Origin of the sequence: Vreelandella maris (assembly GCF_013371085.1) — a bacterium.
Taxonomy (GTDB): domain Bacteria; phylum Pseudomonadota; class Gammaproteobacteria; order Pseudomonadales; family Halomonadaceae; genus Vreelandella; species Vreelandella maris.
Genome location: NZ_JABWCV010000018.1, coordinates 21051 through 46522, shown reverse-complemented (window position 1 = coordinate 46522; position 25472 = coordinate 21051). Strand labels below are relative to the sequence as shown.

Here is a 25472-nt window from a genome sequence, read left to right as displayed (position 1 = left end):
TTGTGACTCACGATCATACTTTTTTAAAAGCGTCGCTTCGTCAGGAGTTTTTTTTTATCCACGATAAAACCTCATACTTATAACGCCGCTGGCTTAGCCAGCGGCGAAAAGGGAATATCAATCGGTTAGATCACTTAGGCTGTCAATGTTGGAGCGTTCACGAGTGATAATCTGAATGACTTCAGGGTAGATGTGTCCGATAAATGCGACGTTATCAATAGCACCGCTGTCGAACTCTCCGCTTCCCGCAATGGCATCTTGCGCCGGTGCGTGCACGGTCATCCCTAGATCCATATTGTTATCACGGATGCTCACTAAGTTTTCGATTGAGGCGCCAGTTTCAATATTCGTAAAATTTTGATTTTCTAGGTAACGGTTCCAGATAGTGGCCATCTCGCCGCCCAGCGGGTAGTAAGTGCCACCTTGACTGCCGGTGCCTAAAATAAATTCTTCTTTGGCTTCGGTGTCGCCAAGCTCAGCAACAGGGTTGTCTACGGTGAGGCCTTGCTCTTCATAATACTTTTTAGCACCAGGGTGAATAGGCAAACCTTCTGAACCATTCAGTGCATTTTCAAGGGTAATAAACGCAGATTGAGAGTGCGTGTTTTCTTCAGCATGTTCATGCATTAATCGCGCTAGTTCATAACCTAGGTCTTCATCGATGGTATTTGTATTGCCAACTAAAATGGCGTAAGCAGTAATAGTACTTACGTCCTCATTTTGAAAAGCATAGCTATTAGCAGGAATAGTAAAGCGCTGATAGGCACTATTCTCTTCAATATAATCAATAGCGTCATCGCTTAAACTAATCAGGCGTGCATCGCCACTAGTAGCTTGTAGGTTCTCAATGCTACCAGAAGGTAAACCAAGAATACCGATGGAAATATCGATGTTGCCATCTTGTACACCATCGAGTGCAGCACCAAAACCTTCCTGGTAGGTATTGTACTTATCGCTATCAATACCGTAGGCATCAAAAAGTAATTGGGAAACGCTTTGGGTGGTACTGGCCGGGGGGCCAATGGCGATATTTGGTTTGCTCTCGCCACCACAGCCCGCCAACAGAAGAGTAGCGCCAACGCCACATAGCACTTTAGAGGGAATGTTTTTCATATTGACTCCTGCTAATTAAGTTATTTTTAATTAAATTATGCTTAGCTATTTTCGCAATCCGACCGTCTAGGGATCAATCAGTGAAAAAGGCCGCGAAAAAGGTAGCTGGCTATTGTTCACGTATCTAACTCGACAGACAAAAGAAATTAAGTTGCGTACGCATTCCATTTTGTCATGAAAGGTGCTTTTAAGGAATCCCTTATGTAATTAATGATATGTGCTTTACATCAGCGCGTCCGGCACTGTTTTTTCTTTTTTAGTCTGTATAGTGGAATAGATTGCTGCAGTAAGTGGCTATGCTGAGTTGCTGCTGTTCCTGTTTCTAAACCAAGTGTCTATTTCCCATGCATTCCTGCTTGGCATGTATTTGGTGTTTTTTTTCGTTTGTGATCTGCTGTATGAACCTGTTTGATAAGTGAATATACGGCAATTTCAGGAGCGTTTACGACGATGGATCTTCCCTACGTCAGCAGTGCATTAGGCATCCTTCATCCGGTTTGTATTACTAAAGGGCGTAATGCAGAGGTATGGGATGAGGCGGGGCAGCGTTATATCGACTTTATTGGTGGTATTGGCGTGCTTAACCTGGGGCACGGCCACCCAGCGGTGGTCGAGGCCGTCAAGTCGCAGGTCGATACCCTCATGCATTCAGCGTTTAATGCATTGCCTCACCGTGGCTACCTTTCTGTCGTAGAGCGCCTTGATCAGTTTGTGCCAGTTTCTTACCCGCTTGGATGCATGTTGACGAATAGTGGCGCGGAAGCGACAGAAAATGCACTGAAAGTCGCCCGTGGTGTCACTGGTCGCCAAGGCGTTATTGCCTTTGACGATGCTTTCCACGGTCGCACGTTGGCAGCACTCAATTTGAACGGCAAAGTTAAACCCTATAAAGCAGGATTAGGAGTGCTTCCAGGCCCCGTTTATCACGTACCGTTTCCTAGCCAAGATAGTGGGGTATCCGCCGAGCAGTCGCTGGCTGCGTTAGAGCGTGTTTTTGACGTAGAGATTGCCCCCAGCGAAGTGGCCTGTTTCATCGTTGAGCCTATTCAGGGAGAAGGCGGATTTCGCTTACTTTGTCCCCAGTTTGCCAAAGCGCTGCGGGCAATCTGTGATCAGCACGGCATTATATTGATTTGTGACGAAATCCAATCAGGTTTCGGACGAACCGGTATGCGCTTTGGTTTCAGTCACTTAGGCATCGAACCCGACCTACTTCTACTAGGAAAAAGTATTGCCTCAGGTCTTCCACTCGCCGCCTTAGTAGGTCGTAAAGAGTTAATGGATGCATTACCCAAAGGCGCGTTGGGAGGTACTTATTCGGGTAATGCGGTAGCCTGCGCAGCCGCATTGGCGGTGATGGATATTATGCAAGACGAGGCGCTAAGCGCTTGGGGTAAGGCCCAAGAAGCGGCGATTGTTAGTGCTTACCAGCGCTGGAAAGCAAGCGAGCGCTTCCCCATGGTGGGGGCTATGACAGGTATAGGCGCGATGCGCGGCATCGTTTTTGAAGACACTGAAAATGCAACGGGTGCGGAGCACTTAGCCAACTTGTTGGTAGCCGGTCGTGATGCCGGAGTTTTATTAATGCCCAGCGGTCGCAAACGTAATGTCTTACGCTTATTACCACCGTTGACTACCGAACCAGAAATCATGACAGAGGGGCTAGGGCTCATCGAGCAGGCGCTGGAGACGCTCAAGGCATGATCGCAATGGTCAGTGAGGTGGCACTGCGAAGAGGGTATGTGGCGTTTCTCGAAGCCTTGCGCGGCCGCGGTTTTGAAGGTGAAATCGCCCCAGATTACGCTAACCGCACAGTGCTGGCGACGGATAATTCGATCTACCAGCGCCTGCCCCAGGCGGCGGTCTATCCCAAGCATGCAGAAGACCTAGAAAGCCTTAGCCGGCTTGCTGCGCAGGCTACCCATCGGGGTATTGTGTTAACCCCTCGAGGCGGCGGCACCGGCACCAACGGCCAATCGCTCACCGACGGCATCGTGGTGGACGTATCACGCCACATGAACAAGATTATCGAGATCGACACTGAAAACCATCGAGTCCGCGTTCAGGCCGGGGTGGTGAAAGACCAGCTCAATGCTGCGCTCAAGCCCCACGGGCTGTTTTTCGCCCCGGAGCTTTCGACTTCCAACCGCGCCACCATCGGCGGCATGATCTCTACTGATGCCAGCGGCCAGGGCAGCTGTGAATACGGTAAAACCCGTGATCACGTGCTGGAACTCGATACTATTTTGATCGGCGGCAAGCATCTGCACAGCCGTGCATTAACGTCTGAAGAAGAGCAGGCTGAGCGCCAGCAGGAAGGCATTCTTGGCCGTGTGCATTCGACTGCCGCCGAGATTATTGACCGGCAGCGTGATTTGATTGCGGCAAAGTTTCCGCCGCTTAACCGCTGCCTAACCGGCTATGACTTGGCTCACCTGCGCGATGATGAAGGACAACTTAACCTTAATAGCCTGCTGTGCGGCTCGGAAGGCTCGCTGGGTTTTCTGAATGAAGCGGTGTTGAACGTGCTGCCGATTCCCAAGCACTCCACCCTGATTAATGTGCGCTACACTAGTTTTATGGATGCACTGCGAGACGCCAAAGCGCTCATGGCCGCTAGCACTTCCCAACCCCAGCCGCAGGCGCTGCGCCCGACTTCCATAGAGACCATCGACGACACCGTGCTGCAGCTGGCCATGGAAGACTTCGTCTGGGATAGCGTGGCGGAGTTCTTCCCGGCCACCGCTAACACGGCGATTCGCGGCATTAACCTGATTGAATTTAATGACGACGCTGAGAGCGCCCTCGCCGAGCGGGTTCGCGCCTTTACCGACCATCTAAGCCAGGACGCAACCGTTGAGCGCCTAGGCTACACCTTGGCCGAGGGGCGCGGGCAGATCCAGAAAGTCTACGCCATGCGCAAACGCTCAGTAGGCTTGCTCGGCAACGTTCAGGGTGAGAAACGGCCCATTCCGTTTGTGGAAGATACCGCCGTTCCGCCAGAGCATTTAGCGGACTTTATCGCCGAGTTCCGTGCTGCACTGGATGCCCGGGGGCTCTCCTACGGCATGTTCGGCCATGTAGACGCCGGTGTACTGCACGTTCGTCCCGCCATCGATATGAAAGACCCCGCCCAGGAAGCGCTGATTCGCGAAATCTCCGATGAAGTCGCTGCGCTTACGCAAAAATATGGCGGGCTGCTGTGGGGTGAACACGGCAAAGGCGTGCGCTCTGAATACGCGCCCAAATTCTTTGGCGAACTCTACCCCAGCCTCCAGCGGGTAAAAGCGGCTTTTGATCCTTACAATCAGCTTAACCCGGGCAAGATCGCCTCGCCGCTTTTTAGCCCGCCCGAAGCCACGGGTAGTTCTGGCCCGCCCGAAGCGGCGGGGACTACTGCAACGAAAGAGACTGGCAAATTAATCGCCCGCGAGCGCGACCCTGAACTGCTGACCATTGATGGCGTAACAACGCGTGGCCAGCTTGATCGCACTATCGATGAGCGCGCCTGGCAGGCCTACGACGCAGCGGTCTACTGCAACGGTAACGGCGCTTGCTATAACTATGACGTTGACGATCCCATGTGCCCTTCCTGGAAGGCCACGCGGGATCGTCGCCATTCGCCCAAAGGCCGCGCTAGCCTGATCCGCGAGTGGCTGCGCCTGCAATCCCAGGCAGGGATTGACATGGTTGAGGAGTCACGCAAGAAGAAAGCCGAAGGTGGCTGGGGTTTTATTAAAAGCTTTCCGTTAAGAGTAACTAATACGCTGAGCCGTAAACAGCATCATGATTACTCCCACGAAGTTTACGATGCCATGGCGGGCTGCCTGGCGTGTAAATCCTGCGCGGGGCAATGCCCGATCAAGGTTAACGTCCCCCAGTTTCGTTCTCAATTTTTAGAGGTCTACCACGGCCGCTACCTGCGCCCACTGCGGGACTACGTGATTGGCGGCACCGAGTTTATGCTGCCGGCGCTAGCCAAGATTGCCCCGCTGTATAATGCGGCGATTGGTCAGCGCTGGGTGGAAAAACTCATGCGTAGCAGCGTGGGCATTAGCGACTCTCCGGCGCTTTCCCGTGCCAGTGTAAAAAAACAGCTAAAAGCCTGGGGCATCGCTGAGGCAACGCCGCTCTCGCTGGCATTTTTAACCGAACAGCAGCGCGCTAACAGCGTGATTATTATTCAAGACGCCTTCACCACCCACTTTGAAGCCAAGTTGGTGATGGACATGGTGGAACTGCTATCGCGCCTCAACCTGCGCGTGTTTGTGATGCCTTTTTCTGCTAACGGCAAACCGCTCCAGGTACAGGGGTTTTTAGGCGCCTTCGAGCGCACTGCCACTAAGCAAGCCGAAAGGCTGCGCACGTTGGCCCGCTTTGACATTCCCATGGTGGGTATCGACCCGGCGATGACGCTGACTTATCGCCAAGAGTACGTTAAAGCGCTGGGCAATGAGGCGGTGCCGGAAGTGCTGATGTTGCAAGAATGGCTGGCCACCCGCATTAATATGCTTGCGCCTAGCCAACTCACGCTAACGGATCCTGGCTTTAAGCTACTTTCCCACTGCACTGAGAAAACCAACGCACCGGGTAGCCCCAAAGCGTGGCAGCAGGTGTTTGCGGCATTTGGGTTAGAGCTTGAGCTGATGGCTACCGGCTGCTGCGGTATGTCCGGTACTTACGGCCACGAAACACGTAACACCGACACCTCAAAAACCATCTACGCCCAGTCCTGGCAGCCGCAGGTGGAAGCGAGCACAAACGCAGATAAGCTATTAGCCACCGGCTATTCTTGCCGCAGTCAGGTGAAGCGCTATTCGCAACAAGTACTGCAGCACCCGTTACAGGCGCTGTTGGCGCAATTGAAGTCAGCATCCCATCTTTAAATTAGCAGTATGCAAAAGAGAGCTATGAAATGACCCAAACAACACTTCTTCCAACCGACGATATTCGTGACCGTTTCTCTAAGGCCATGTCGGCCATGTATCAAGCAGAAGTACCACAGTACGGCACACTACTTGAACTTGTGGACAGTGTTAACCAGGAAACGCTTAGTCAGCAGCCTGAATTGCAACATCGCCTGGAAGCACAGGGTGAACTGGCCCGCTTGAGCGTAGAGCGCCACGGGGCAATTCGCGTGGGTACTGCCTCAGAGCTTTCCATGTTGCGCCGCCTGTTTGCCGTTATGGGCATGTACCCAGTGGGTTATTACGATCTTTCCGAAGCGGGTGTTCCGGTTCACTCAACAGCCTTCCGACCCATCGAAGATGAAGCGCTGGCACGCAACCCTTTCCGCATTTTTACATCGCTACTGCGTTTAGAGTTAATCGAAAGCGAGACGCTGCGCCAGCGCTCAGAGGAAATTCTGGCCAAGCGAGATATTTTTACACCAGGCGCGCGGAAATTCATTGAACGTCACGAAACCCAGGATGGATTAACCAGCGAAGAGGCCGATCAGTTTGTAAAAGAAGCCCTGGAAACCTTCCGTTGGCACCAAGATGCGACGGTCGATTTGGATACCTATCATGCGCTTCAAGATGAGCACCGTTTGATTGCCGATGTAGTGTGCTTCCGTGGGCCGCATATTAATCACCTGACGCCGCGCACCCTGGATATTGACGAAGTGCAGCGCCGCATGCCGGAGATGGGCATGAATCCTAAGCTCGTTATTGAAGGGCCGCCGCAGCGAGAATGCCCCATATTGCTGCGCCAAACCAGCTTTAAAGCGTTAGAAGAATCAATTCGCTTTGCCGGTGATGCGCAAGGCACCCACACCGCTCGCTTTGGTGAAATTGAGCAGCGGGGTGTGGCGCTAACGCCGAAAGGGCGTGCACTTTATGACCAGTTGCTTACTGAAGGTCGCAAGCAAACCGCTGGGCTGGATAACGATTCGCACCAAACGGTAATGAAAAACGTATTTGCCAAATTCCCTGACAACGACGAGGCAATGCGCCGTGAGGCATTAGCGTATTTTCACTATTATCTGACCGAGAAAGGGCAGGCCAATAAAGACGTTGGAAGTACCGATATCAATGCGTTAATCGCGCAGGGGCTGGTGGAAGTACAGCCGATTACCTATGAAGACTTTCTGCCGGTGAGTGCGGCGGGTATTTTCCAGTCGAATCTAGGTGGAGGGCAGAACGAGGCCTATGCCGGAAATGCGAATCGTGATGCCTTTGAAGAAGCTTTGGGTGCTCAGGTAACCGACGAGTTATCGCTCTACGCAGAGCGCGAGCGGGCATCGAAAGCAAGTGTCTTGGCGAGTTTGAAAGGCGAGGTACACGCCTAGGCCCTGGATGGAGGTGGCACAATGACATGCCACCGGTTATTTCCAATCCATCAAGATTTAAAAAGGCGCGCCCAGGTTAGTTCCGAGCGCGCTTAAGAAGGCAATTTAAGGTATGTCCGAAGAGGCTTGGAGATTAAATAAGCACTCTTAGGCATTGGCCCGCGTGGTATAGAGAGAAGCCACCTTCATAGGCACAGCTCCATAGTGGGCGTACCTTGATGGGTTTCGGCTGCGATACCGGCAGGGGGAGCAGGCTGTCATCGCCCTTGGCAATATAGTGAGCAAATCCTTGCCCAACCACAGTGCCGGTAGTAATGCCGCGTCCGTTATAACCAGTAGCTGACAATATCCCAGGGGCCGGTTCAAAAATACGCAAGGTGTGATCCGGTGTGAAGGCGACCTTACCGGTCCAGGTGTACTGCCAGCGAACGCTGCCAAGCGCGGGAAAGTAGTGATTCTGTATCGTATCGGCCCAGTGAGTGAGATAAGAAAGAGGCCTTCCTTCGCCTTTGCCCAGGCTGCCAAGAATAAGGCGGCCCTCCTTGTCGCGACGAATACTGCTAAGCACGGTGCGAGTGTCCCAGGCGCCTTGCTTCTCTGGGAGAATTGCATCGGCGGCTTTACCAATTAGTGGCTCTGATGCCAATTGAAAGAAGTGCCCGGTGAAAAAGTGCTGGCGAACTTGGTTCCAACCATCTTCCGTATAAGCGTTGGTTGCCATCACCACTCTATTTGCTGTGACGCTACCGCCTTCGGTCATTACTCGCCAGCGATCCCCGTGCCGCTCGATTCCCGTTGCCGCACTGTGGCAGTAAAGCGTAGCCCCTGAGTTGGCCGCCGCGCGGGCAAGCCCACGCGTATAGCCACAGGGATTGATAGTGCCCGCGCGTTCGTCAAGAAGCGCTGTATGTATTTGTGAGGTGCCCGTCATACGCTCGCATTCCTCACCTTCCAGTAAGGTCACCGGTGCCCCACGATGTTGCAACTGATCCCGGCGGCGGGCAAGTTCTTGGCAGCCTTTGGCGTTATGGCCAAGGTGAAGGGTTCCAGTACGAGTAGCGTCACACTGAATAGCATGGCGCTCAATGATCTCGAAGACCTTTGAGGGCGCGCCGCCTAGAATAGTATTAACCCGCTCACCGTTCTCTTTGCCTAGCGCGGCCACAATGTCATCGGGAGGTATCCAAAGCCCGGCGTTAACCAGGCCAACACTGCGTCCTGACCCGCCACTGGGGATATCTCCCGCCTCTAGCAAGGTTGTTTTGATATCTTTCTCGGCCAGATGCATCGCAGTGGAGAGTCCCGTAATCCCGCCGCCCATCACACACACATCGACCTCTTCATGGCTGGCTAACACGGGGTAGTCTAGAGGCGTTTCGGCACTTGTTTGGTGCCAAAGGCAGCGCTCGGAGAGGGGCGTTGGCATTTTAATACCTCCTTAAAAAGAAGCGCAGGCCGGCCCAAGGCCGACCTTGTATGGCTATGAAGCAGAGTGTTGAGAGGTGGGGGCGGAGTGCGGTGCATCAGTAGCGTTTGTTTCTGGCTGCTCAGGTTCGTCGCGAGGAATAAAGCGGCCGGTTAGGGCCCAAAGTAGTCCGAATAGCGGCGATAGCCAGCAAGCGAAGGCGAAAGGTGCATAAGCCAGTGTGGGTACACCAATGGTCGATGACACAAACCCGCCGCCCATGTTCCAAGGAATCAATGGGGAAGACAGCGTGCCGTTGTCTTCGATCGAGCGCGACAGCGTACAGGTTTTATAGCCCATGGCTTGATACTGACCTTTTAGCAACCGGCCGGGTAATACCAGCGTTGTATACACATCGCCGATAATAGTACTCACCGCGAGCGTAGTGCCGGAGCTTGTTGCTACGAGGCTGAAACGACCTTTAATCAGCCGCATTAGCTGTTTAATAATGGCATCAACGGTGCCATAGGCTTCCAACATGCCAGCGAAACCTAACGCAAAGAACGTTAAGGTAACGACCCAGGTCATGGAGAGAACGCCGCCACTGCTTAGCAGCGCATCAATCGCAGAATTGCCGGTATCGCTGCTAAAACCATTCTGCATGGCATCAAACACCGCGTGTAAGGTCTCGCCTTGAACACCGATGGCAACTAAGCCGCCTATAGCAGCGCCGGTAAAAATGGTCGGAAAAGGAGGGAACTTGGCGAGTGCCAGGCCAATGACCACACAGGGTGGGATAAGCGTTACCCAAGAAAGTGTAAAGGTTTCATCAAGCGCCTGACGAAAGGTTGCAATATCGGTGCTTCGTTCGAACTGACCACCATAGCCAGCGCCGAGCCATACATAGAGCACCAGCGCTATCAACATAGCGGGCACCGTGGTCGCCATCATGCTGCGTATATGGCTCCATAAATCAGTTTCACAGACGGCCGGTGTTAGGTTGGTTGTCTCCGATAGCGGTGACATTTTATCGCCAAAAAAGGCACCTGATACTAGCGCGCCGCCTGTTAGGTGCATGGGAATACCCAACCCTTCCCCGATCCCCATTAGGGCAAGCCCAAGTGTCCCTACCGTGCCCCAGGAGGTGCCCGTTGCGAGGGAGACCAGCGCACTAATGACACAGGTGGCTACTAGAAAGTAGGAGGGCGAAACCAACTGAAAACCATAATACATCAGGGTGGGCACTGTGCCGGAAAGGATCCAGGTGCCAATCACCATGCCTACCGCTAATAGAATAAAAATGGCGGGCATGCCTAGCTTGACCACCTCAAGCATTGAGGCTTCCATCTTTTCCCAGGGAACGCCGCGTATACGCCCGCACATGGCGCAAATCATAATCCCGAAAGCTAAGGGAATATGGGGAGTAAAGTCAGAGAAGATAAAAAACTGCAGTATAAGAATGGCGGTAGTGGCCAGCAGCGGAAGTAGAGCCATCGCGAGGCCCGGCGTCGGGCCGATTTGGACATCGTCACTCATACATCACCTTCTTTTTTTATGTTGTTAGTAAGGGCCCTTTACATTAGAGCCCTTTCTTGTTGGGAAGGGTTAGTCGAACTTAATGCCTTGGGCTAATGGGAGTTCGCGAGAGTAGTTAACGGTGTTGGTTTGGCGTCGCATATAGCTCTTCCAGACGTCAGAGCCAGACTCACGTCCACCACCGGTCTCTTTCTCGCCCCCAAACGCCCCACCAATTTCAGCGCCGCTGGGGCCGATGTTGACGTTAGCGATGCCGCAATCACTGCCGACTGCGGATACGAAGGTTTCAGCTTCACGAACATCGGTAGTAAAGATGCAGGATGACAAGCCTTGGGGAACATCGTTATTGGTGGCAATAGCCTCTTCCAGCTCCTTATAGGTAAGAACATAGAGAATGGGCGCAAAGGTTTCGTGCTTAACTAGCGAGTCTTGTTCTGCCACTTCAACAATGGCAGGCGCCACGTAGTAACCTTCATCACTATTAGCGATCTCAACACGGTCTCCGCCGAAGACATTGGCACCATGCTCACGCGCTTTGGCCAGTACACTCTGCATCGCGTCAAAGGCTTGGTGATCAATCAATGGGCCGACTAGGCTTCCTTTAAGTGGGTTGCCGATACTCACATCGCTGTAAGCCTTTTTCAGTCGCGATAGCACTTCATCTTTAATGGATTCATGCACGATCAAACGGCGTAGCGTAGTGCAGCGCTGTCCCGCCGTGCCGACCGCTGAGAATAGAATGGCACGAGTCGCCATATCCAGGTCTGCGCTTGGTGCTAATACCATGGCATTATTGCCACCCAGCTCAAGAATGCTGCGGCCAAAGCGCGCCGCCACTTTGGGACCTACTTCGCGACCCATACGTGTGCTGCCAGTGGCACTGATAAGCGCCACTCGTGAGTCATCTACTAACTGCTCGCCTGCCGCTCGCTCACCAATAATTACTTGGCTTAAATGCTTGGGCGCTTCGTCACCGAACGCTTCAATCGCGCGCTCTAGCAGAGCTTGGCATGCCAGCGCCGTTAACGGTGTTTTTTCCGAAGGCTTCCATAGCAAGCTATTACCGCATACTAGCGCTAAGGCTGAATTCCATGCCCAAGGGGCAACGGGAAAATTGAAGGCAGTAATCAGTCCAATCGGGCCTAATGGGTGCCAACTTTCCCGCATATGGTGGCCAGGGCGCTCAGAAGCAATGGTCAGGCCAAACAGTTGGCGGGATTGACCAACCGCAAGGTCGCAAATGTCGATCATCTCCTGAACTTCGCCCAGGCCTTCCGGAAGAATTTTGCCACACTCCCAGGTGACCAACTCGCCAAGCGATTGTTTGTGTTGACGCAATTGTTCGCCAAACAAACGAACCAATTCACCACGCCGAGGGGCTGGAACACTTTTCCAGGCGAGAAAGGCATTTTCTGCATTCGCGATAGCGGTATCCACGTCGCTGTTGGAGGCCGTTTTTAGACGGCCAATCTCGCTGCCATCAATGGGCGTTGTCACCACCAGGTCGCCGCCTTGATACTGCTCTTTTGCGACACCCATTTTTTCCATCAGGGAATGAATCATTGCTTCACCAAATATTGAGTTGTGAGTAAATTGGTTGCAGCGCCAGTATTGCTAGGGTATTGGTGAGCCATCAAACGATGTTTATGAAAAATATCATTCCTTTATTTCATGAGGTGGATTGGAATGCGACGTCGACATTTGCCTTCTTTGACCGGCCTGCACTGTTTTGAAGCAGCTGCTCGCCACCTAAGTTTCACCCGCGCAGCGGACGAACTTAGTTTGACCCAGAGTGCTGTAAGCAAGCAGGTGTCGCAGTTGGAAATGACCCTGCAACATCCGTTATTTAGAAGAGTGAGAAAGCGTCTTCACTTGACGCCAGAGGGGGCGGTTTACCTCAGTGAAGCGCGCAAAATATTAGCCCAGGTAGAAATGTCGACACACTACATGCAGTCCTATGGCGTCGAGGCCGATGTGCTAAATGTTGCCACATTGCCCACTTTTGGTGCGCGATGGTTGATCCCAAGATTGAACGGATTTCGTTTTAAACATCCCAGTATTAATCTCAATATTTCTAATCGTTCCGAGCCATTTGACATGCAAAAGGAGCGTATTGAGATCGCCTTCTTTTTTGGTCACGGGGTATGGCCACGTGCAGAATGCATTAAATTATTAGATGAAGAAGTGGTGCCTGTCTGTGCACCTGATGTGATGAGTCAAACAGAAGTCAATGATCCGCTGGCGCTAACTAAGATGATTTTACTGCAGGTATCTACTCGGCCAGAAGCCTGGCACGACTGGTTTGAAGCCCAACAGTTATACACCGAACATAGCTACCATGGACCAAGGTTTGATACCTTTTATATGGCTCTTCGCGCAGCACGAGCGGGCTGCGGAGTCGCGTTAGTGCCAAGGTTTCTAGCCCAAGAAGAGCTTGATGAAGGGAAATTAGTCATTCCCTGGCCATTCTCACTGAACAGTCAGGATGCTTACTATATGGCCTACCCAGAACATATGGCTGACCTGCATAAGGTCAAATCATTTACTGAATGGATTAAAGCGCGCCTATAAGCGTTAAGTAGCTTGAAGTAATGAGGGGCTAAGTTGCTGGCCATGGGGTAGCTGTGTGGCAGTGTCACCTCTCAGACGGACCCACTCACTCCCTTAGACGACGAGTGGGAGGTATTCAGACGGCAATCCTCAAAATTCACTTCGGGGTGGCTAACCTTGTACGCCGACAGACTTTTTTGTGATAGCAGCTCCACAGGGCTTTCCGCATCTAAAACCTGACACTTCATCGGTAGGACTAGAGCTACTGGATATTCACTCCGTACCTCACCATTACAGAAGAGGTTAAACAGGGGCGGCTCGACTATATCGTCGTCGTGTTGCAGGGCAATGGTGGCCTGTGGACGTTATCCAGCCGGTTCAAGCGCGAGGCGATAGCAAGCTCGTTAGCGGTTTGACCGGGTGCGTAATCCCAGCCCGGTTGCACGCCATTTGGCACTGTGACGACTTCGCCAGTGGTGTTGTCGATGTGCTCATAGGTACCGTCGCTTGGAGCTGCGTCCAGGCCTTCCTTGCCCATGTGGCGTAGGTCACTTTCGTTGAGCGTTTCTACGCCGCAGTTGCTGCAAATGCCATTGGAAGGGTAGTGCGCCGTTTGCGCGTAGCACCAGATTATCCCAGCGCTGGTTCTGCTGGCGTGGGTTCTCAATGGTGTTATGCACGTAGCGCCAGAAGGGGCAGGCCTGCCAAGTCCGCGTCGGTCATCTGCTGCCAGCGGCCAGCGGGATAGGACGTATCAGGTTCGTCTTGAAGATAAGGCGGGTACGCTAGGCGCGGCCCGCCTTCTGCTGGGCTTTGGGAGAGGTGAGTAACTTCTCCGGCCGTTCTCCCCACCCTCGGCGGGGTTTGTTGAGTGCGAAGGCGTCACTCTGGGTGTCTTAGGTAGATCCGAAGCCGCTGAGCAGCATTGTCGAGGTGATAGGCAGCAGCAGCCCGAGCGTTTTCGCCATCTTGGGCGGCAATGGCCTTGAAGATAGCCTCGTGTTCATTCTGTACGCGCTGGACCATATCCTGGCTTCGCGCCGTATTCTCACGAGCGGTACGGATCAAATTACGTACTCGCGATTCCAGAAATTCTCCGAAGCTGATGAAGTAGGCGTTGTGGGTGGCATGGAGAATGGCACGATGGAATTTCATGTCCTCCTCGACTCCGTTACGGTTTTCACGAATGGCTACTTCCAACCCGCCGAGATGCTGGCGGATGGCGTTAAGGTCGCTGGGAGTGCGACGGATGGCGGCTTGCTCAGTTGCCGCCACTTCGACGGAAATGAGAAAGTGAAACAGGTCGGCAAGGTCTTCCTTATCTTCGAAGCTGGGTTCGAGTCGGAAGACTGAGGCGCCTTGCGGGTTGACGAAGTGACCACGCCCCTGTTGCGAAATCACCAGGCCATCCGACTTCAGGATCGAGACGGCTTCTCGAATCACCGGACGGCTTACGCCATAGGCTTCGCCGAGCTCCTGCTCGGTAGGTAAGCGCTTGCCTGGCTCTATGCTGCCGCTTTCGATGGACGTTCTGATGCGCATAGCTACTTCATCCGACAGGGAGTGGCCTCGTGCGATGGTGCTTGAAGATACGTTTTTCATCATGGGATCCCATTGCGGAAGAAGACGGCGCTCTTAGGCCGATAAACATGTCTTCGTGTGTGTCAGTTGATATAGAGCCCGCCATTGACCTGTAGACTTTCCCCGGTCATGAAGCTCGAAGCATCGCTACACAGAAAGTCGACAACGCTTGCGATTTCATCGGGCCTGCCCAGGCGCTGCAAGGGGGTGGCACCGATCATGATTTGCCGCTTGGCCGCATCGAGCGATCCCATCATCCGGGTATCGATGAGCCCCGGAGAGATGGCGTTGACACGAGTGCGTGGCGCGAGCTCCTGGGCTAGTGACCGGGTGAGCGTCAGCACTCCGCCTTTCGCTGCAGCATAGGGTGTATGGTTCAGGCTACCTCGCTGGCCGGCCAACGAGGCGATGTTGACGATCGAACTGTTTTTGCTCAAGAGCGGCCGCAGGGCCTGGATGGTGAAGAAGACACCGTCCAGGTTGATGGCCATGCTCGTTCTCCAATCCGCTTCGACGATCTCCGTCAACGGCAGGTGCTGGTAGAGACCAGCGCCGGTCACAATGTAATCCACCTGCCCGAAGGCCTCCCGACATGCCTCGGCAACGCGCTCGGCGTCCTCCATCTTAGCGACATCGTGGCGAATGGCCAGACAATCGGGCTCTCCGCCCAGCGTGGCGGCGAAGCTCTCGAGACTTGCCTCGTCGATGTCGGTTAATACTAATTTGATGTTTCTCTTGCTGAAAAACAGGGCGATTTGCTGGGAAATCTCCCCGGCGGCACCGGTTATGACGGCGGTCTTGAAACGCTGCTTGTTCATGATTGTCCTCATTCAACACTAAAGTCTTATTGTTTGGTTGTCTTACAACATCCAGTCTGGCTTAGGAGTTGTCGGATAAGCTTACAAATCTATTCCTAATATGTCCTTAAAGTAAAGACTACCAAAAACAATTAATTAAGATTATTGAGGCGCTTATGCTAAGCAATAAAGCTGTATTAACAGTGGCCGGGGCCAGCATGGTACTAGGGATGGCTGTGGCTTCCTCGGCGCAGGCCGAGACACTTAAAGTCGGTATTGTCGAGTCCTTGTCAGGCTCCCAGACTTCTACCGGCCGACTGTACGCCACTGCCGCACGCTACGTGCTGGAGAAGGTTAATGAGCAGGGCGGCTACAACGGCGATCAGATCGAAATCCTGGAATACGATAATGGCGGCAATACTTCCGGTGCTGCGGCTAAAGTGCGACAGGCGATCGCTGATGGCGTCGACGTCATCATTCAAGGCTCCTCTTCGGCTGTCGCCGGCCAGGTGAGCGAAGATGTGCGCAAGCACAACATCCGTAACCGCGGTGACGAGGTGCTCTACCTAAACGTCGGCGGTGAGGCGATGGAGCTGCGCAGTAACAAGTGTCACTACCATGCCTTCCACTTCACCTCTACCGCTCCGATGCGCGTCGGTGCGCTAACCCAAGTGATGTCTGAGCAGGGAGGTTTAGGCGACCGCGTCTACTCGATTAACCAAAATTACTCCTGGGGTAAGGACATGCAGGAGGCCATCAAGGCGCGCGCCGAAGAATATGGCTACGAAGTCGTCGATACGGTGCTGCATGAGGTCAACCGCATTCAAGACTTCGCACCTTACGTCGCGCAGATCAAGTCCGCCAATCCCGACTCAGTGATCACCGGCAACTGGTCCAACGACCTGCTTCTGCTGATGAGGGCAGTCGGCGGCGCTGGTCTAGACGACATTACCTTCGGCACTGCCTTCCTGGATCAGGTTGGCAACGTAGCCAACGCAGGGCAAGGGGCTATGGGCAACTATGTGGCGCATCTGGGCAACATTGAGCTGCTCAGCGAAGAGTTTGTGAATGACTACCAGTCTGTAACTGGCCACTACCCCGTCTACGTCGAACCAGGCGCAGTCAATGGCATCAAGCTGTTCACTAAGGCTCTGGAGGAAGTGGACTTCGAGGGCGGAGATATCGACGTCAACCAGATCGCAGCCGCTCTTGAACAGACGACCTTGGAGACCGATCTTGGTGAAATTTCCATCCGTGAGGGTGATCACCAGACGGTGATGCCGGTGGTCGTGTCACGAGTGAGCAAGGATGTGAAATATCCGGTTGACGGCACCGATATGGGTTTTGAGCCCATTGAAGTAGTGTCCGCCGCGGACGCAATCTTTCCTTTGCAAGAATCCTGCCGGATGCGCCGTCCGTAAGTAACCCGCCCTGCGGGCCATCGACCCACGGGGCATTACTTTCCCACCCGAGACCCCAGCGTTGCTCGGATCAGGAGTGATACATGGAATTTCTGATAACCTCCACATTAAACGGCGTCATCTACGGGATGCTGTTATTCATGGTCTCGGCGGGCCTGACGCTGATTTTCGGCATGATGGGCGTTCTTAACTTCGCTCATGCCTCGTTTTATATGTTGGGCGCGTACTTCGCCTACACGCTCTCGAGTATTTTCAATTTCTGGATAGGGTTGCTGGTGGCTCCGCTAATAGTGGGCATTATAGGCATCCTGGTCGAGCGCTACTTGCTGCGACGTGTCCATTCCTATGGGCATGCTCACGAGCTGCTGCTGACCTTCGGTCTCGCTTTTATCTTCGAAGAGCTAGTCAAGCTCTTCTACGGCGACTATCCAGTGAATTATAGGATGCCTGACGACCTGAACTTCGCAGCATTCAATATTTTTGGGACGGACTATCCCTTCTACCGAGTTTTCATCGGTGGCGTGGCGCTGGCCATGTTTATCTCGCTGCTGTTAATGCTCAACAAAACGCGCGTGGGCATCGTGGTGCGTGGCGCCGAACGCCTGCCGCAGATAGCGCAGGCCTTGGGCCATAACGTGCCGCTCGTCTTCATGGGAGTTTTCGGCGCCGGTGCCGCGCTGGCGGGTCTCGGAGGAGCGGTGGCCGGTGCGTTCTACCCCACCAACCCGAACATGGCGCTGGAGCTTGGCGTGATCGTGTTCGTGGTGGTCGTGGTTGGTGGCTTGGGTTCGCTCACCGGCTCGCTGCTCGCCTCGCTGATGATCGGCCTCTTCAGCTCCTTTGCCGTAGGCCTGGATTGGTCGCTTGCTGGCGCCTTCGACTGGGTAGGGCTCGGAGACTGGGCGCGTAGCGTGGGCGGTCTGCTCACCATGTCGATCTCTTCGATTTCCGGAGCGATGCCTTTCCTGTTAATGCTGATTGTGCTCCTGGTTCGCCCGGCGGGCCTGATGGGCTCTAAGAACTGAGGATAGGATGATGCGCTATAAACTCCCTCTCATCGCTCTGCTGTTGATTGCCCTAGTCGCCGTTCCGCCCTTGTTCGGCGGTGGCGTGCAGTACGCGCTGGTTAACGCTCTGATTGCTTCGCTGTTCGCCGCAGCATTCAACCTGCTCATGGGGCAGGGCGGCATGCTCTCCTTCGGCCACGCCGCGTATTTTGGCATCGGGGCCTTTGCCGTGCTGCATCTGATGCAGGCGGTGGAGTACGGCTACATGGGCGTGCCCACCGTGCTGTTGCCGCTTGCAGGAGGTCTTGCCGGTCTTATTGGCGGGCTGTTTGCTGGCTACTTCGCCACCATGCGTGCCGGCGTGTATTTCTCGCTGGTCACGCTCGCCTTGGCCGAGTTGCTGTTCTCGCTAGCCCCGCACTGGGAAGGCATCTTTGGGGGGGAGGCAGGGCTCTCCTCTATGCGCATGCCCTGGCTAGGCTTTAACTTCGGAACCACCCTTGAAGTCTACTACCTCACACTGGTCTGGGTGGTGTTGTGCTTGGCCGTTCTGTACGCCTACACACTTACCCCATTTGGGCGGCTGACGCAGGCACTACGGGACAATTCGCAGCGCATCCGCTACATGGGCTACAACGCGCACACTACTAAAGTGGTGGTGTTCGCTATCTCAACCACCTTCGCTGGAATTGCTGGCGGGCTCATGGCTATGTCCAACGAGACTGCCAACTACAGCATTTTCAGTACCCACATCTCGGCTGAAGTGGTGCTTTATACCTTCGTTGGCGGCTCCACGGTGTTCTTCGGGCCTATCATCGGCGCGAGCATCTTTACCCTGTTCGGTTTCGTCGTCTCGGGTGCGACCAACGCTTGGTTGCTCTACCAGGGGCTGATTTTCGTTTTGGTGATGCTCTTCGCTCCCAAAGGCATCGGCGGGTTGATCCAGGCGCACATTGACCAGCGTCATCGCCTGCCTTGGGCACGTTTGCCGCTGCCTTACGCCGTACTCGCCGGCGGTGGCGTGTTCATGTCACTAGCCGTTGTGTTCTTCATTCAGAGTTTCGAGCACGTGCTCTCCAATCGCTACCAGGCGGTCGTCGCACGTACCGGCGAGTGGCCCGATTACCACCTGTTCGGGGCGAGCTGGGATCCGCTGAGTCCGGTGACTTGGCTGGTGCCACTGATACTGTTCGTGCCCGGAGTAATTATTGTGCGCAAGGCTGCGGCCCGCATCCATGAGATGTGGGAAGGCCAGGGCGCCGATGTGGAAAAATCTGAGGCAGCACCGGCTACCAGCGGTGGTCACTAAGGGAGCAATGCTATGACACGCAATGACGACGTCGTCCTGGCCGTGCGAGACGTAACCAAGAGCTTCGGCGGCCTGGAAATCATGAAAGGTGTGAATCTCGATCTTTGCCGTGGCGAGCGCCACGCGCTGCTTGGTCCCAATGGGGCGGGCAAGTCCACGATGTTCAACCTGATCTCTGGCGAATTCCCGCCCACTAGCGGCACCATCGAGCTGCAAGGGCGGGTTATCAGTGGCATGAGCCCCGAGGCGATCAACCGCGCCGGGCTCGCCCGCTCGTTCCAGATCACCAACTTGTTCGCACGCCTCTCGGCGTTGGAAAACATCCGCATCGGTGTGATGGCCCGCCACGGGATTCGTTTTAATCTGCTGCGCAGGGTGAGCCGCATGAAATCTATCAACGCCGAGTCCATGCAGTTGCTCGAGCGCGTACGCTTGGGGCACCGGGCCGACACACCGGCGGGCGATATGACCTACTCTGAGCAGCGCTCGCTCGAAATCGGCATGACGCTTGCCACCGGCGCCGATGTCATTCTGCTCGATGAGCCCACCGCGGGCATGTCGCGCGAGGAGACTGCTTATATCGTCGATCTCATCCGCGAGGTCACGACGGATAAGACGCTGATAATGGTCGAGCACGACATGAGCGTAGTGTTCGGGTTATGCGACCGCATCTCGGTGTTGGTGTATGGGAAAATCCTCGCCACCGGCACACCCGATGAGATCCGCAACAACCGAGAAGTCCAAGAGGCTTACCTTGGCGAGGAGGCTGCATAGTGTTACTCGATATTAAGGGGCTTCACGCCTACTACGACAAGAGCCACATCCTCCACGGCGTGAACTTCGCTCTGCCAGAGGCTGACATTATCGCATTGCTTGGGCGCAACGGCTCGGGACGCTCGACCACGCTCAAGGCCATGATGGGCATAGTGCCACCGGCCGAAGGCAGCGTGAAGCTCCAAGGTGAGGAGCTCGCTGGCAAAGGCTCACACCAGATCGCGTTGCGCGGCCTGGGCTACGTACCCGAGGAGCGGTTGGTATTTCCCAATCTCAGCGTTGACGAAAACCTACAGATGGGGGTGCAGCGTGGAGTGGACGGCGCTCCACGCTGGTCGCTAGAAGACATGTTCGGCTATTTCCCGCGGCTCAAGGAGAGGCGCAACCAGCGTGCGGGTTACATGTCAGGCGGTGAGCAGCAAATGTTAACGATCTGCCGTTCACTGCTGGGCAATCCGCTGGTGCTACTGGTGGACGAGCCTACTGAGGGGCTCGCCCCTATGATCGTGGACGTGGTCACTGACGTTATCCGCGATATCCACGCCAAGGGCGTGGGTGTGATGCTAGTCGAGCAGAAGATGAGCATGGCCATGCGCGTGGCGAGCCGAGTGCTGGTCATGGGTCACGGCGACATCGTCTTCGATGGATCTGTCGAAGAAATGCAGACGCGCGATGATATCCGCCGTGAGTGGCTAGAGGTCGCCTGATCGCGAACATCTAACGGTACATGCTGAATCCACCCCAAGGGCTCGGACCTAGTGTATCTGTACCGCTGATTATTATAAGGCAAGCAGACAAATATAGGAGGGGTTAACGGTGCAAGAACAATCGGAGCACTCCGCTAACGGGGCAGTGGTGGTCACCGGCGGAGGTAGTGGTATCGGGCGTACCATCGCTGAGCGTTTCGCCCAAGCTGGCGAAGCGGTTTTAATTTTCGATCACAACGAAGCAGCCGCCGAGCAGGTAACAGCAGATCTAAAAGCAGCCGGGCACCGTGCTGTGGCTTTTGTCGGTTCAGTGAGCAATGAGGACGACGTATCTGCTGCGTTCGAACTTGCAGAAGCAAGCTTTGATGGTGTCAAGACATTAATCAACAATGCTGGTATCTCCGGTAATTGCCCAACCATTGAACTTAGTCTTGGCGAATGGCAGCGCAATATTGACGTAAATCTGACGGGGGTTTTTTTATGCTCCCGTGAAGCCGGTCGCCGCTTAATTAAATCAGGCAAGCCGGGGGTAATCATCAATATGGCCTCTATGTATGGCGTAGTTGCTGCACCTAATCGAATATCTTACTGCAGCACAAAGTCTGGAGTGGTGATGATGACGAAGACGCTAGCACTCGAATGGGCCAGCGCCGGTATTCGAGTTAATGGCATCGCACCTGGATATGTGCATACCGACCTTACTCACGAGCTAATTAAGACAGGTCGCCTGGATGCCGAGGCGCTTAATCGTCGTACGCCTTTAGGTCGCTTCGGTACGCCGGAAGAAGTGGCAGACCTCGCATGGTTCCTAGCCTCCGATCAGTCTCGATTTATTACTGGTCAAGTTGTAGGCGTCGATGGTGGCTGGTCTGCCAATGGCTATCTTTGATTATTTGTGAGGAGAACTCAGCATGCCCCGTATCAATACATTAAAGTCAGACGCCGCTTGGCGTGAGCTCATTACCACCGACAAAGACTGGAAGGCTGCTGACGCCCGAATGCTTAGTAGGTTGTTAGTGAACATGCACCTAATAAGGGCCTTCGAGGAGAAGGTGTTAGAGCTAGTTGGTCAAGGGTTAGTGCACGGCCCTGCCCACTCGGCTATCGGCCAGGAAGGAGGTGCCGTTGGCTCAGCGCTACTAATGCGAGTAAGCGATCAAGTTAATGGATCGCATCGCGCTCACCATCAATTTCTCGCCAAAGCGCTGCACTACGTGAATCCTGAAGACTTAGATCTATCTGCGCCTGTAAATGAGAAAACACAATGGCTGCTGCAAAAGACACTCGCCGAAATACTGGGCTTGGATCAAGGCTTCTGCCGCGGTCGTGGGGGCTCCATGCATCTACGCTGGGCCGAGGCAGGTGTACTGGGCACTAATGCAATCGTTGGCGGCGGCGTGCCTTTCGCTGCAGGAGCGGCCTGGGCGCATCGCCATGCCGGGACAGGGGATGCTGCATTCACTTACTTCGGTGACGGTGCGGTCAATATCGGCTCCGTGCTTGAGACTATGAACTTGGCTGCAGCGTGGAAATTACCGCTTTGCTTTTTTATTGAGAACAACCGTTACGCAGTCTCCACGATAGTCGACGAGGCTACTGCTGAAACGCGGCTGTCTGCACGCGGTCAGGCCTTTAATATTCCATCTTGGAAAGTCGACGGCATGGATCCGCTTGCTGTCTATCTGGCTACCCAGGAAGCGATGGAGGTGATGCGCAAAGGTGATGGCCCGACCATTATCGAAGTCGATGTTTATCGCTTTTACCATCAGAACGGCCCGATGCCGGGCAGCGCCTTTGGCTATCGAAGTAAAGAAGAGGAAAAGGCTTGGCGCGAGCGTGACCCACTCGATCTAGTCGCCGCCAAGATGATTGAACGCAAAATGATTGATAAAGGCGATGTACAAAGTCTTCGTCAACAAGCACAGCAAGCGATGGAAAAGGCTGCCGTTGAGCTACTTGATATGAGTGGTAAAAAGCCTGCGATTCACGACCATTTGTGGCCTTCACGAGATTTCGTTGATGCGCTCGTACGTGGCGATCTATCTGAGTTCGACGGCGTTCATTATGCGGAACAAGAACATTTCAGCGGCAAACTTGAAGAGTGCAAGTTCATTGATGCTGTGGCAGGCGTAATGAACCGCCGCATGGAGCATGATGAACGTATTGTTGTGATGGGCGAAGACGTACACCGTCTCAAAGGCGGCACCAATGGCGCCACTCGTGGCCTGTCAGAACGCTTCCCCGACCGCTGCTTGGGTACTCCCATTAGCGAAAATGCCTTCGTCGGTCTTGGTGGCGGGCTCGCCATGGACGGCCGCTACCGCCCTGTAGTTGAGTTCATGTACCCCGACTTCATGTGGGTGGCCGCCGATCAAGTATTTAACCAAATCGCCAAAGCCCGTCATATGTTTGGCGGAGATGGCAGCATGCCGTTGGTGTTGCGCACAAAAATCGCCATGGGCTCGGGCTACGGTTCACAACATTTAATGGATCCTGCTGGCATTTTCTCCACCTCACCGGGTTGGCGCATCGTCGCCCCCAGTACTCCCTATGACTATGTGGGTCTGATGAACGCAGCCCTCCATTGTGAGGATCCGGTGTTGGTCATTGAGCACATCGATCTCTACAACGTAAAAGGACTCGTGCCGACTGATGATCTCGATTATTTCGTCCCACTAGGCAAGGCCAAGGTGTTGCGTGAAGGTAAAACAGTAACCGTACTGAGCTACCTCAATATGGTGCACCAAAGCTTGGAAGTAGCTGAGCGTTTAGGCGTCGACGCGGAGATTATCGACCTGCGCAGCCTTGATCGCGACGGCCTCGACTGGGAGACAATTGGCGCAAGTATCATGAAAACCAATAACGTGCTGATCGTCGAACAGGGTTCAGTAGGCACATCCTACGGCACCTTGCTGGGTGACGAAGTCCAACGCCGTTTTTTTGACTACTTAGACCAACCCGTACAACGCGTACACGGCGGTGAGGCCTCGCCGAGTATCTCGAAGGTGCTTGAGCGCGCGGCCTGCGCCGGATCCGAAGAAATCGAGGATGGGCTTCGTCGGGTGCTGGCTGAGCAGGGACGGCCACTGTAAGGCCGTCCGCGTTATGGCCTGCAGCTTGATTGGTGAGCTTCAGGATCGCACACAGAAGGGTATTGAGGAATTCCACACATGAAAATGGTCGCACCATTGGAAGTGGGCATTTGCTGCCAAAACCTTGAGGCACTCAAGCGTTTCTACATTGAGCAACTAACATTTGCAGAAATCAGCTACTTCAAAATAGCCGCTGATAAAGCAGGCGATACCGGCCTAACCAAGGGCGCCTATAAGGTTGTGCGCCTACAGTCCCCCTACGGCGAGCGTCTCAAGCTGTTGGAGCCACAGACTGCGCCCGTTGCCGCCAATCATAGTGATACCATCCTTGGACAGAAGGGAAATGTGTATTTGACATTTATCGTTGATGACCTTGCGGCAATGCTGGCCAAGCTGAAAAAGAACAGTGCTGAGTTGCTCAGCGGCGAAGAAATCGTTGAGGTGCGTCCCGGTACTTACCTGATATTCGCCCGCGACCCCGAAGGTAACATCATAGAGTTTGTCGAGTACTCCGACATCCTAGGCTATCGACCTGACCTAGTAGGAAAATAATTTATGGCTACTGAAATTTTGATGCCTTCCCTGGCGGCTGGCATGGAAGAAGCCACGCTGATGCGTTGGCTAAAGCATGAGGGCGATGCGGTGGCCAAGGGCGACGTCCTTGCCGAAATAGAGACCGATAAGGCTTTGATGGAGATGGAGTCCGAGGTCGACGGTAAGCTGGGCCAGATTCTTGTGCCCGCGAGCCCTGATGCAGTGCAGGTGGGCACTCTCATCGCTGTCGTACTGGATGAAGAGGAATCCACCTCAGTACTGGACTCCTATCAAACCGCGCAAGCAGCTACCCCACAGTCGAATTCGGTTGATTATTCAGTCAGTCAGTGTCCAGAGCCAAGCACGACAACGGTTCAGAGCTCGGAGCAACACAGCGCGTCACTATCACAAACATCGCAAGCTCAATCTAGTGACAATGCTGGGCGGATTTTCGCTAGCCCGTTGGCGCGTCGTTTGGCCGACCAGGCTGGTATTGCGCTGAGTAGCCTGACCGGCAGCGGCCCGCGCGGGCGCATTGTACGATTAGACGTCGAGCGCGCTTTACAACAACCACACGCTGTAACTGCAGCTGAGACCACGAGTCCCGATGCTACTACACCGCAGAGCGGTGCCGATGCCAGACCGCAGGGTGGAACCGATGCCAACGTTGAGCGTATTCCCAATAGCGGCATGCGTAAGACCATCGCTCGCAGACTATGCGAGTCAAAGCAAACCGTACCGCACTTCTATCTAACAGTGGATTGCCGATTAGATGAACTGTTAGAACTACGCTCTAAACTCAACGTGAATGGCTCACAAGCCAAACCAGCGTACAAGCTGTCGGTGAACGACTTTATAGTGTTCGCCGCCGCCAGGGCACTGCGCCGGGTACCCGAGGTTAATGCCAGTTGGACTGAGTCTGAAGTAATTCGGTACCTCGACGTTGATATCAGTGTGGCCGTGGCCACCGAGAGCGGACTGATAACACCAGTAGTGCGCGAAGTAGATCGTAAGGGGTTAGCCGAGATCACTACCGAAGTACACTCGCTGGCAAAAAGGGCTCGTACCGGGAAGCTGTCTCCCAGTGAGTATCACGGCGGCGGTTTCACCATATCCAACCTAGGTATGTACGGCATCCGTGAATTCAGTGCGATTATTAACCCTCCGCAGTCAGCCATACTGGCGGTAGGGGCGGTCGAGAAGCGTCCAGTGGTCGTAGACGAAAAGCTCGCTATCGGGAGCATGATGACCCTGACCTTATCCGCTGATCACCGCGTCGTAGACGGCTCCGTTGGTGCTCGGTTTTTGGCCGAGCTTAAGAGCTTGTTGGAAGAACCAATTAACCTGCTGGTGTAAA

Annotated in this window: 20 protein-coding genes; 13 read left to right on the top strand and 7 right to left on the bottom strand. The window is 54.2% G+C overall.

The annotated features are described in order from the left end of the window. Window positions 1-117 precede the first annotated feature (117 nt). Window positions 118-1113 carry a TAXI family TRAP transporter solute-binding subunit gene (locus HUO07_RS15175; RefSeq protein ID WP_176304248.1) on the bottom strand — a complete coding sequence of 332 codons (996 nt, stop codon included), beginning with the start codon at window positions 1111-1113 and terminating at the stop codon, window positions 118-120. Between the two features lie 450 nt (window positions 1114-1563). On the opposite strand from HUO07_RS15175, the gene HUO07_RS15170 reads away from it, so the two are divergent. The 3 genes from HUO07_RS15170 to hglS are packed head-to-tail and all read left to right on the top strand — an operon-like array spanning window position 1564 to window position 7402. After that, the gene (locus HUO07_RS15170) at window positions 1564-2817 is read left to right on the top strand and encodes a 2-aminoadipate transaminase (RefSeq protein ID WP_176304247.1); all 1254 of its coding nucleotides are present in this window, start codon (window positions 1564-1566) and stop codon (window positions 2815-2817) included. Continuing rightward, complete coding sequence (locus HUO07_RS15165) at window positions 2814-5999, top strand: FAD-binding and (Fe-S)-binding domain-containing protein (protein ID WP_176304246.1); 3186 nt, start codon at window positions 2814-2816, stop codon at window positions 5997-5999. Before HUO07_RS15170 ends, HUO07_RS15165 begins: the two co-directional genes overlap by 4 nt. A gap of 29 nt (window positions 6000-6028) precedes the next feature. Beyond that, a complete protein-coding gene (gene hglS / locus HUO07_RS15160) occupies window positions 6029-7402 on the top strand; it encodes a 2-oxoadipate dioxygenase/decarboxylase HglS (RefSeq protein ID WP_176304245.1) in 1374 nt (457 codons plus the stop codon). A 133-nt stretch (window positions 7403-7535) separates the two neighbouring features. On the opposite strand, the gene amaA is transcribed toward hglS, so the two are convergent. From amaA to amaB, 3 genes are all read right to left on the bottom strand, one after another. After that, the gene (gene amaA / locus HUO07_RS15155; RefSeq protein WP_176304244.1) at window positions 7536-8828 is read right to left on the bottom strand and encodes an L-pipecolate oxidase; all 1293 of its coding nucleotides are present in this window, start codon (window positions 8826-8828) and stop codon (window positions 7536-7538) included. A 54-nt stretch (window positions 8829-8882) separates the two neighbouring features. Further along, on the bottom strand, window positions 8883-10343 hold the full coding sequence (gene nhaC / locus HUO07_RS15150; RefSeq protein WP_246286707.1) for a Na+/H+ antiporter NhaC: 1461 nt from the start codon (window positions 10341-10343) through the stop codon (window positions 8883-8885). A 69-nt stretch (window positions 10344-10412) separates the two neighbouring features. Next, the gene (gene amaB / locus HUO07_RS15145) at window positions 10413-11906 is read right to left on the bottom strand and encodes an L-piperidine-6-carboxylate dehydrogenase (RefSeq protein WP_176304243.1); all 1494 of its coding nucleotides are present in this window, start codon (window positions 11904-11906) and stop codon (window positions 10413-10415) included. A 123-nt stretch (window positions 11907-12029) separates the two neighbouring features. Between amaB and gcvA the strand changes: the two genes are divergently transcribed. Beyond that, a complete protein-coding gene (gene gcvA, locus HUO07_RS15140; protein WP_176304242.1) occupies window positions 12030-12914 on the top strand; it encodes a transcriptional regulator GcvA in 885 nt (294 codons plus the stop codon). A 301-nt stretch (window positions 12915-13215) separates the two neighbouring features. Here the strand turns inward: gcvA and HUO07_RS15135 are convergent, their stop codons facing one another. From HUO07_RS15135 to HUO07_RS15125, 3 genes are all read right to left on the bottom strand, one after another. Beyond that, the gene (locus HUO07_RS15135; RefSeq protein ID WP_176304241.1) at window positions 13216-13560 is read right to left on the bottom strand and encodes a hypothetical protein; all 345 of its coding nucleotides are present in this window, start codon (window positions 13558-13560) and stop codon (window positions 13216-13218) included. 215 nt (window positions 13561-13775) lie between these two features. Next, on the bottom strand, window positions 13776-14498 hold the full coding sequence (locus tag HUO07_RS15130) for a FadR/GntR family transcriptional regulator (protein ID WP_217908918.1): 723 nt from the start codon (window positions 14496-14498) through the stop codon (window positions 13776-13778). Window positions 14499-14557: 59 nt separating this feature from the next. Further along, window positions 14558-15292, bottom strand: a complete 735-nt coding sequence (locus tag HUO07_RS15125) for an SDR family NAD(P)-dependent oxidoreductase (protein WP_176304240.1) — start codon at window positions 15290-15292, stop codon at window positions 14558-14560. A gap of 155 nt (window positions 15293-15447) precedes the next feature. On the opposite strand from HUO07_RS15125, the gene HUO07_RS15120 reads away from it, so the two are divergent. From HUO07_RS15120 to HUO07_RS15080, 9 genes are all read left to right on the top strand, one after another. Then, window positions 15448-16692, top strand: coding sequence for a branched-chain amino acid ABC transporter substrate-binding protein (locus HUO07_RS15120; protein WP_176304239.1), 1245 nt, complete (start codon window positions 15448-15450; stop codon window positions 16690-16692). Window positions 16693-16775: 83 nt separating this feature from the next. Beyond that, on the top strand, window positions 16776-17717 hold the full coding sequence (locus tag HUO07_RS15115) for a branched-chain amino acid ABC transporter permease (protein ID WP_176304238.1): 942 nt from the start codon (window positions 16776-16778) through the stop codon (window positions 17715-17717). A 7-nt stretch (window positions 17718-17724) separates the two neighbouring features. Then, a complete protein-coding gene (locus HUO07_RS15110) occupies window positions 17725-19008 on the top strand; it encodes a branched-chain amino acid ABC transporter permease (RefSeq protein ID WP_246286700.1) in 1284 nt (427 codons plus the stop codon). Window positions 19009-19020: 12 nt separating this feature from the next. Then, entirely contained in the window at window positions 19021-19782 is a 762-nt protein-coding gene (locus tag HUO07_RS15105) for an ABC transporter ATP-binding protein (protein WP_176304237.1), read from the top strand. Next, window positions 19782-20489, top strand: a complete 708-nt coding sequence (locus tag HUO07_RS15100) for an ATP-binding cassette domain-containing protein (RefSeq protein ID WP_176304236.1) — start codon at window positions 19782-19784, stop codon at window positions 20487-20489. Before HUO07_RS15105 ends, HUO07_RS15100 begins: the two co-directional genes overlap by 1 nt. Window positions 20490-20598: 109 nt before the next feature. Further along, entirely contained in the window at window positions 20599-21378 is a 780-nt protein-coding gene (locus HUO07_RS15095) for a 3-oxoacyl-ACP reductase FabG (RefSeq protein ID WP_176304235.1), read from the top strand. A gap of 22 nt (window positions 21379-21400) precedes the next feature. Then, window positions 21401-23581, top strand: a complete 2181-nt coding sequence (locus tag HUO07_RS15090) for an alpha-ketoacid dehydrogenase subunit alpha/beta (protein WP_176304234.1) — start codon at window positions 21401-21403, stop codon at window positions 23579-23581. A 78-nt stretch (window positions 23582-23659) separates the two neighbouring features. Beyond that, window positions 23660-24133, top strand: a complete 474-nt coding sequence (locus HUO07_RS15085; RefSeq protein WP_176304233.1) for a VOC family protein — start codon at window positions 23660-23662, stop codon at window positions 24131-24133. A gap of 3 nt (window positions 24134-24136) precedes the next feature. Then, window positions 24137-25471, top strand: coding sequence for a pyruvate dehydrogenase complex dihydrolipoamide acetyltransferase (locus HUO07_RS15080; RefSeq protein ID WP_176304232.1), 1335 nt, complete (start codon window positions 24137-24139; stop codon window positions 25469-25471). The last annotated feature ends 1 nt before the right edge of the window (window position 25472 follow it).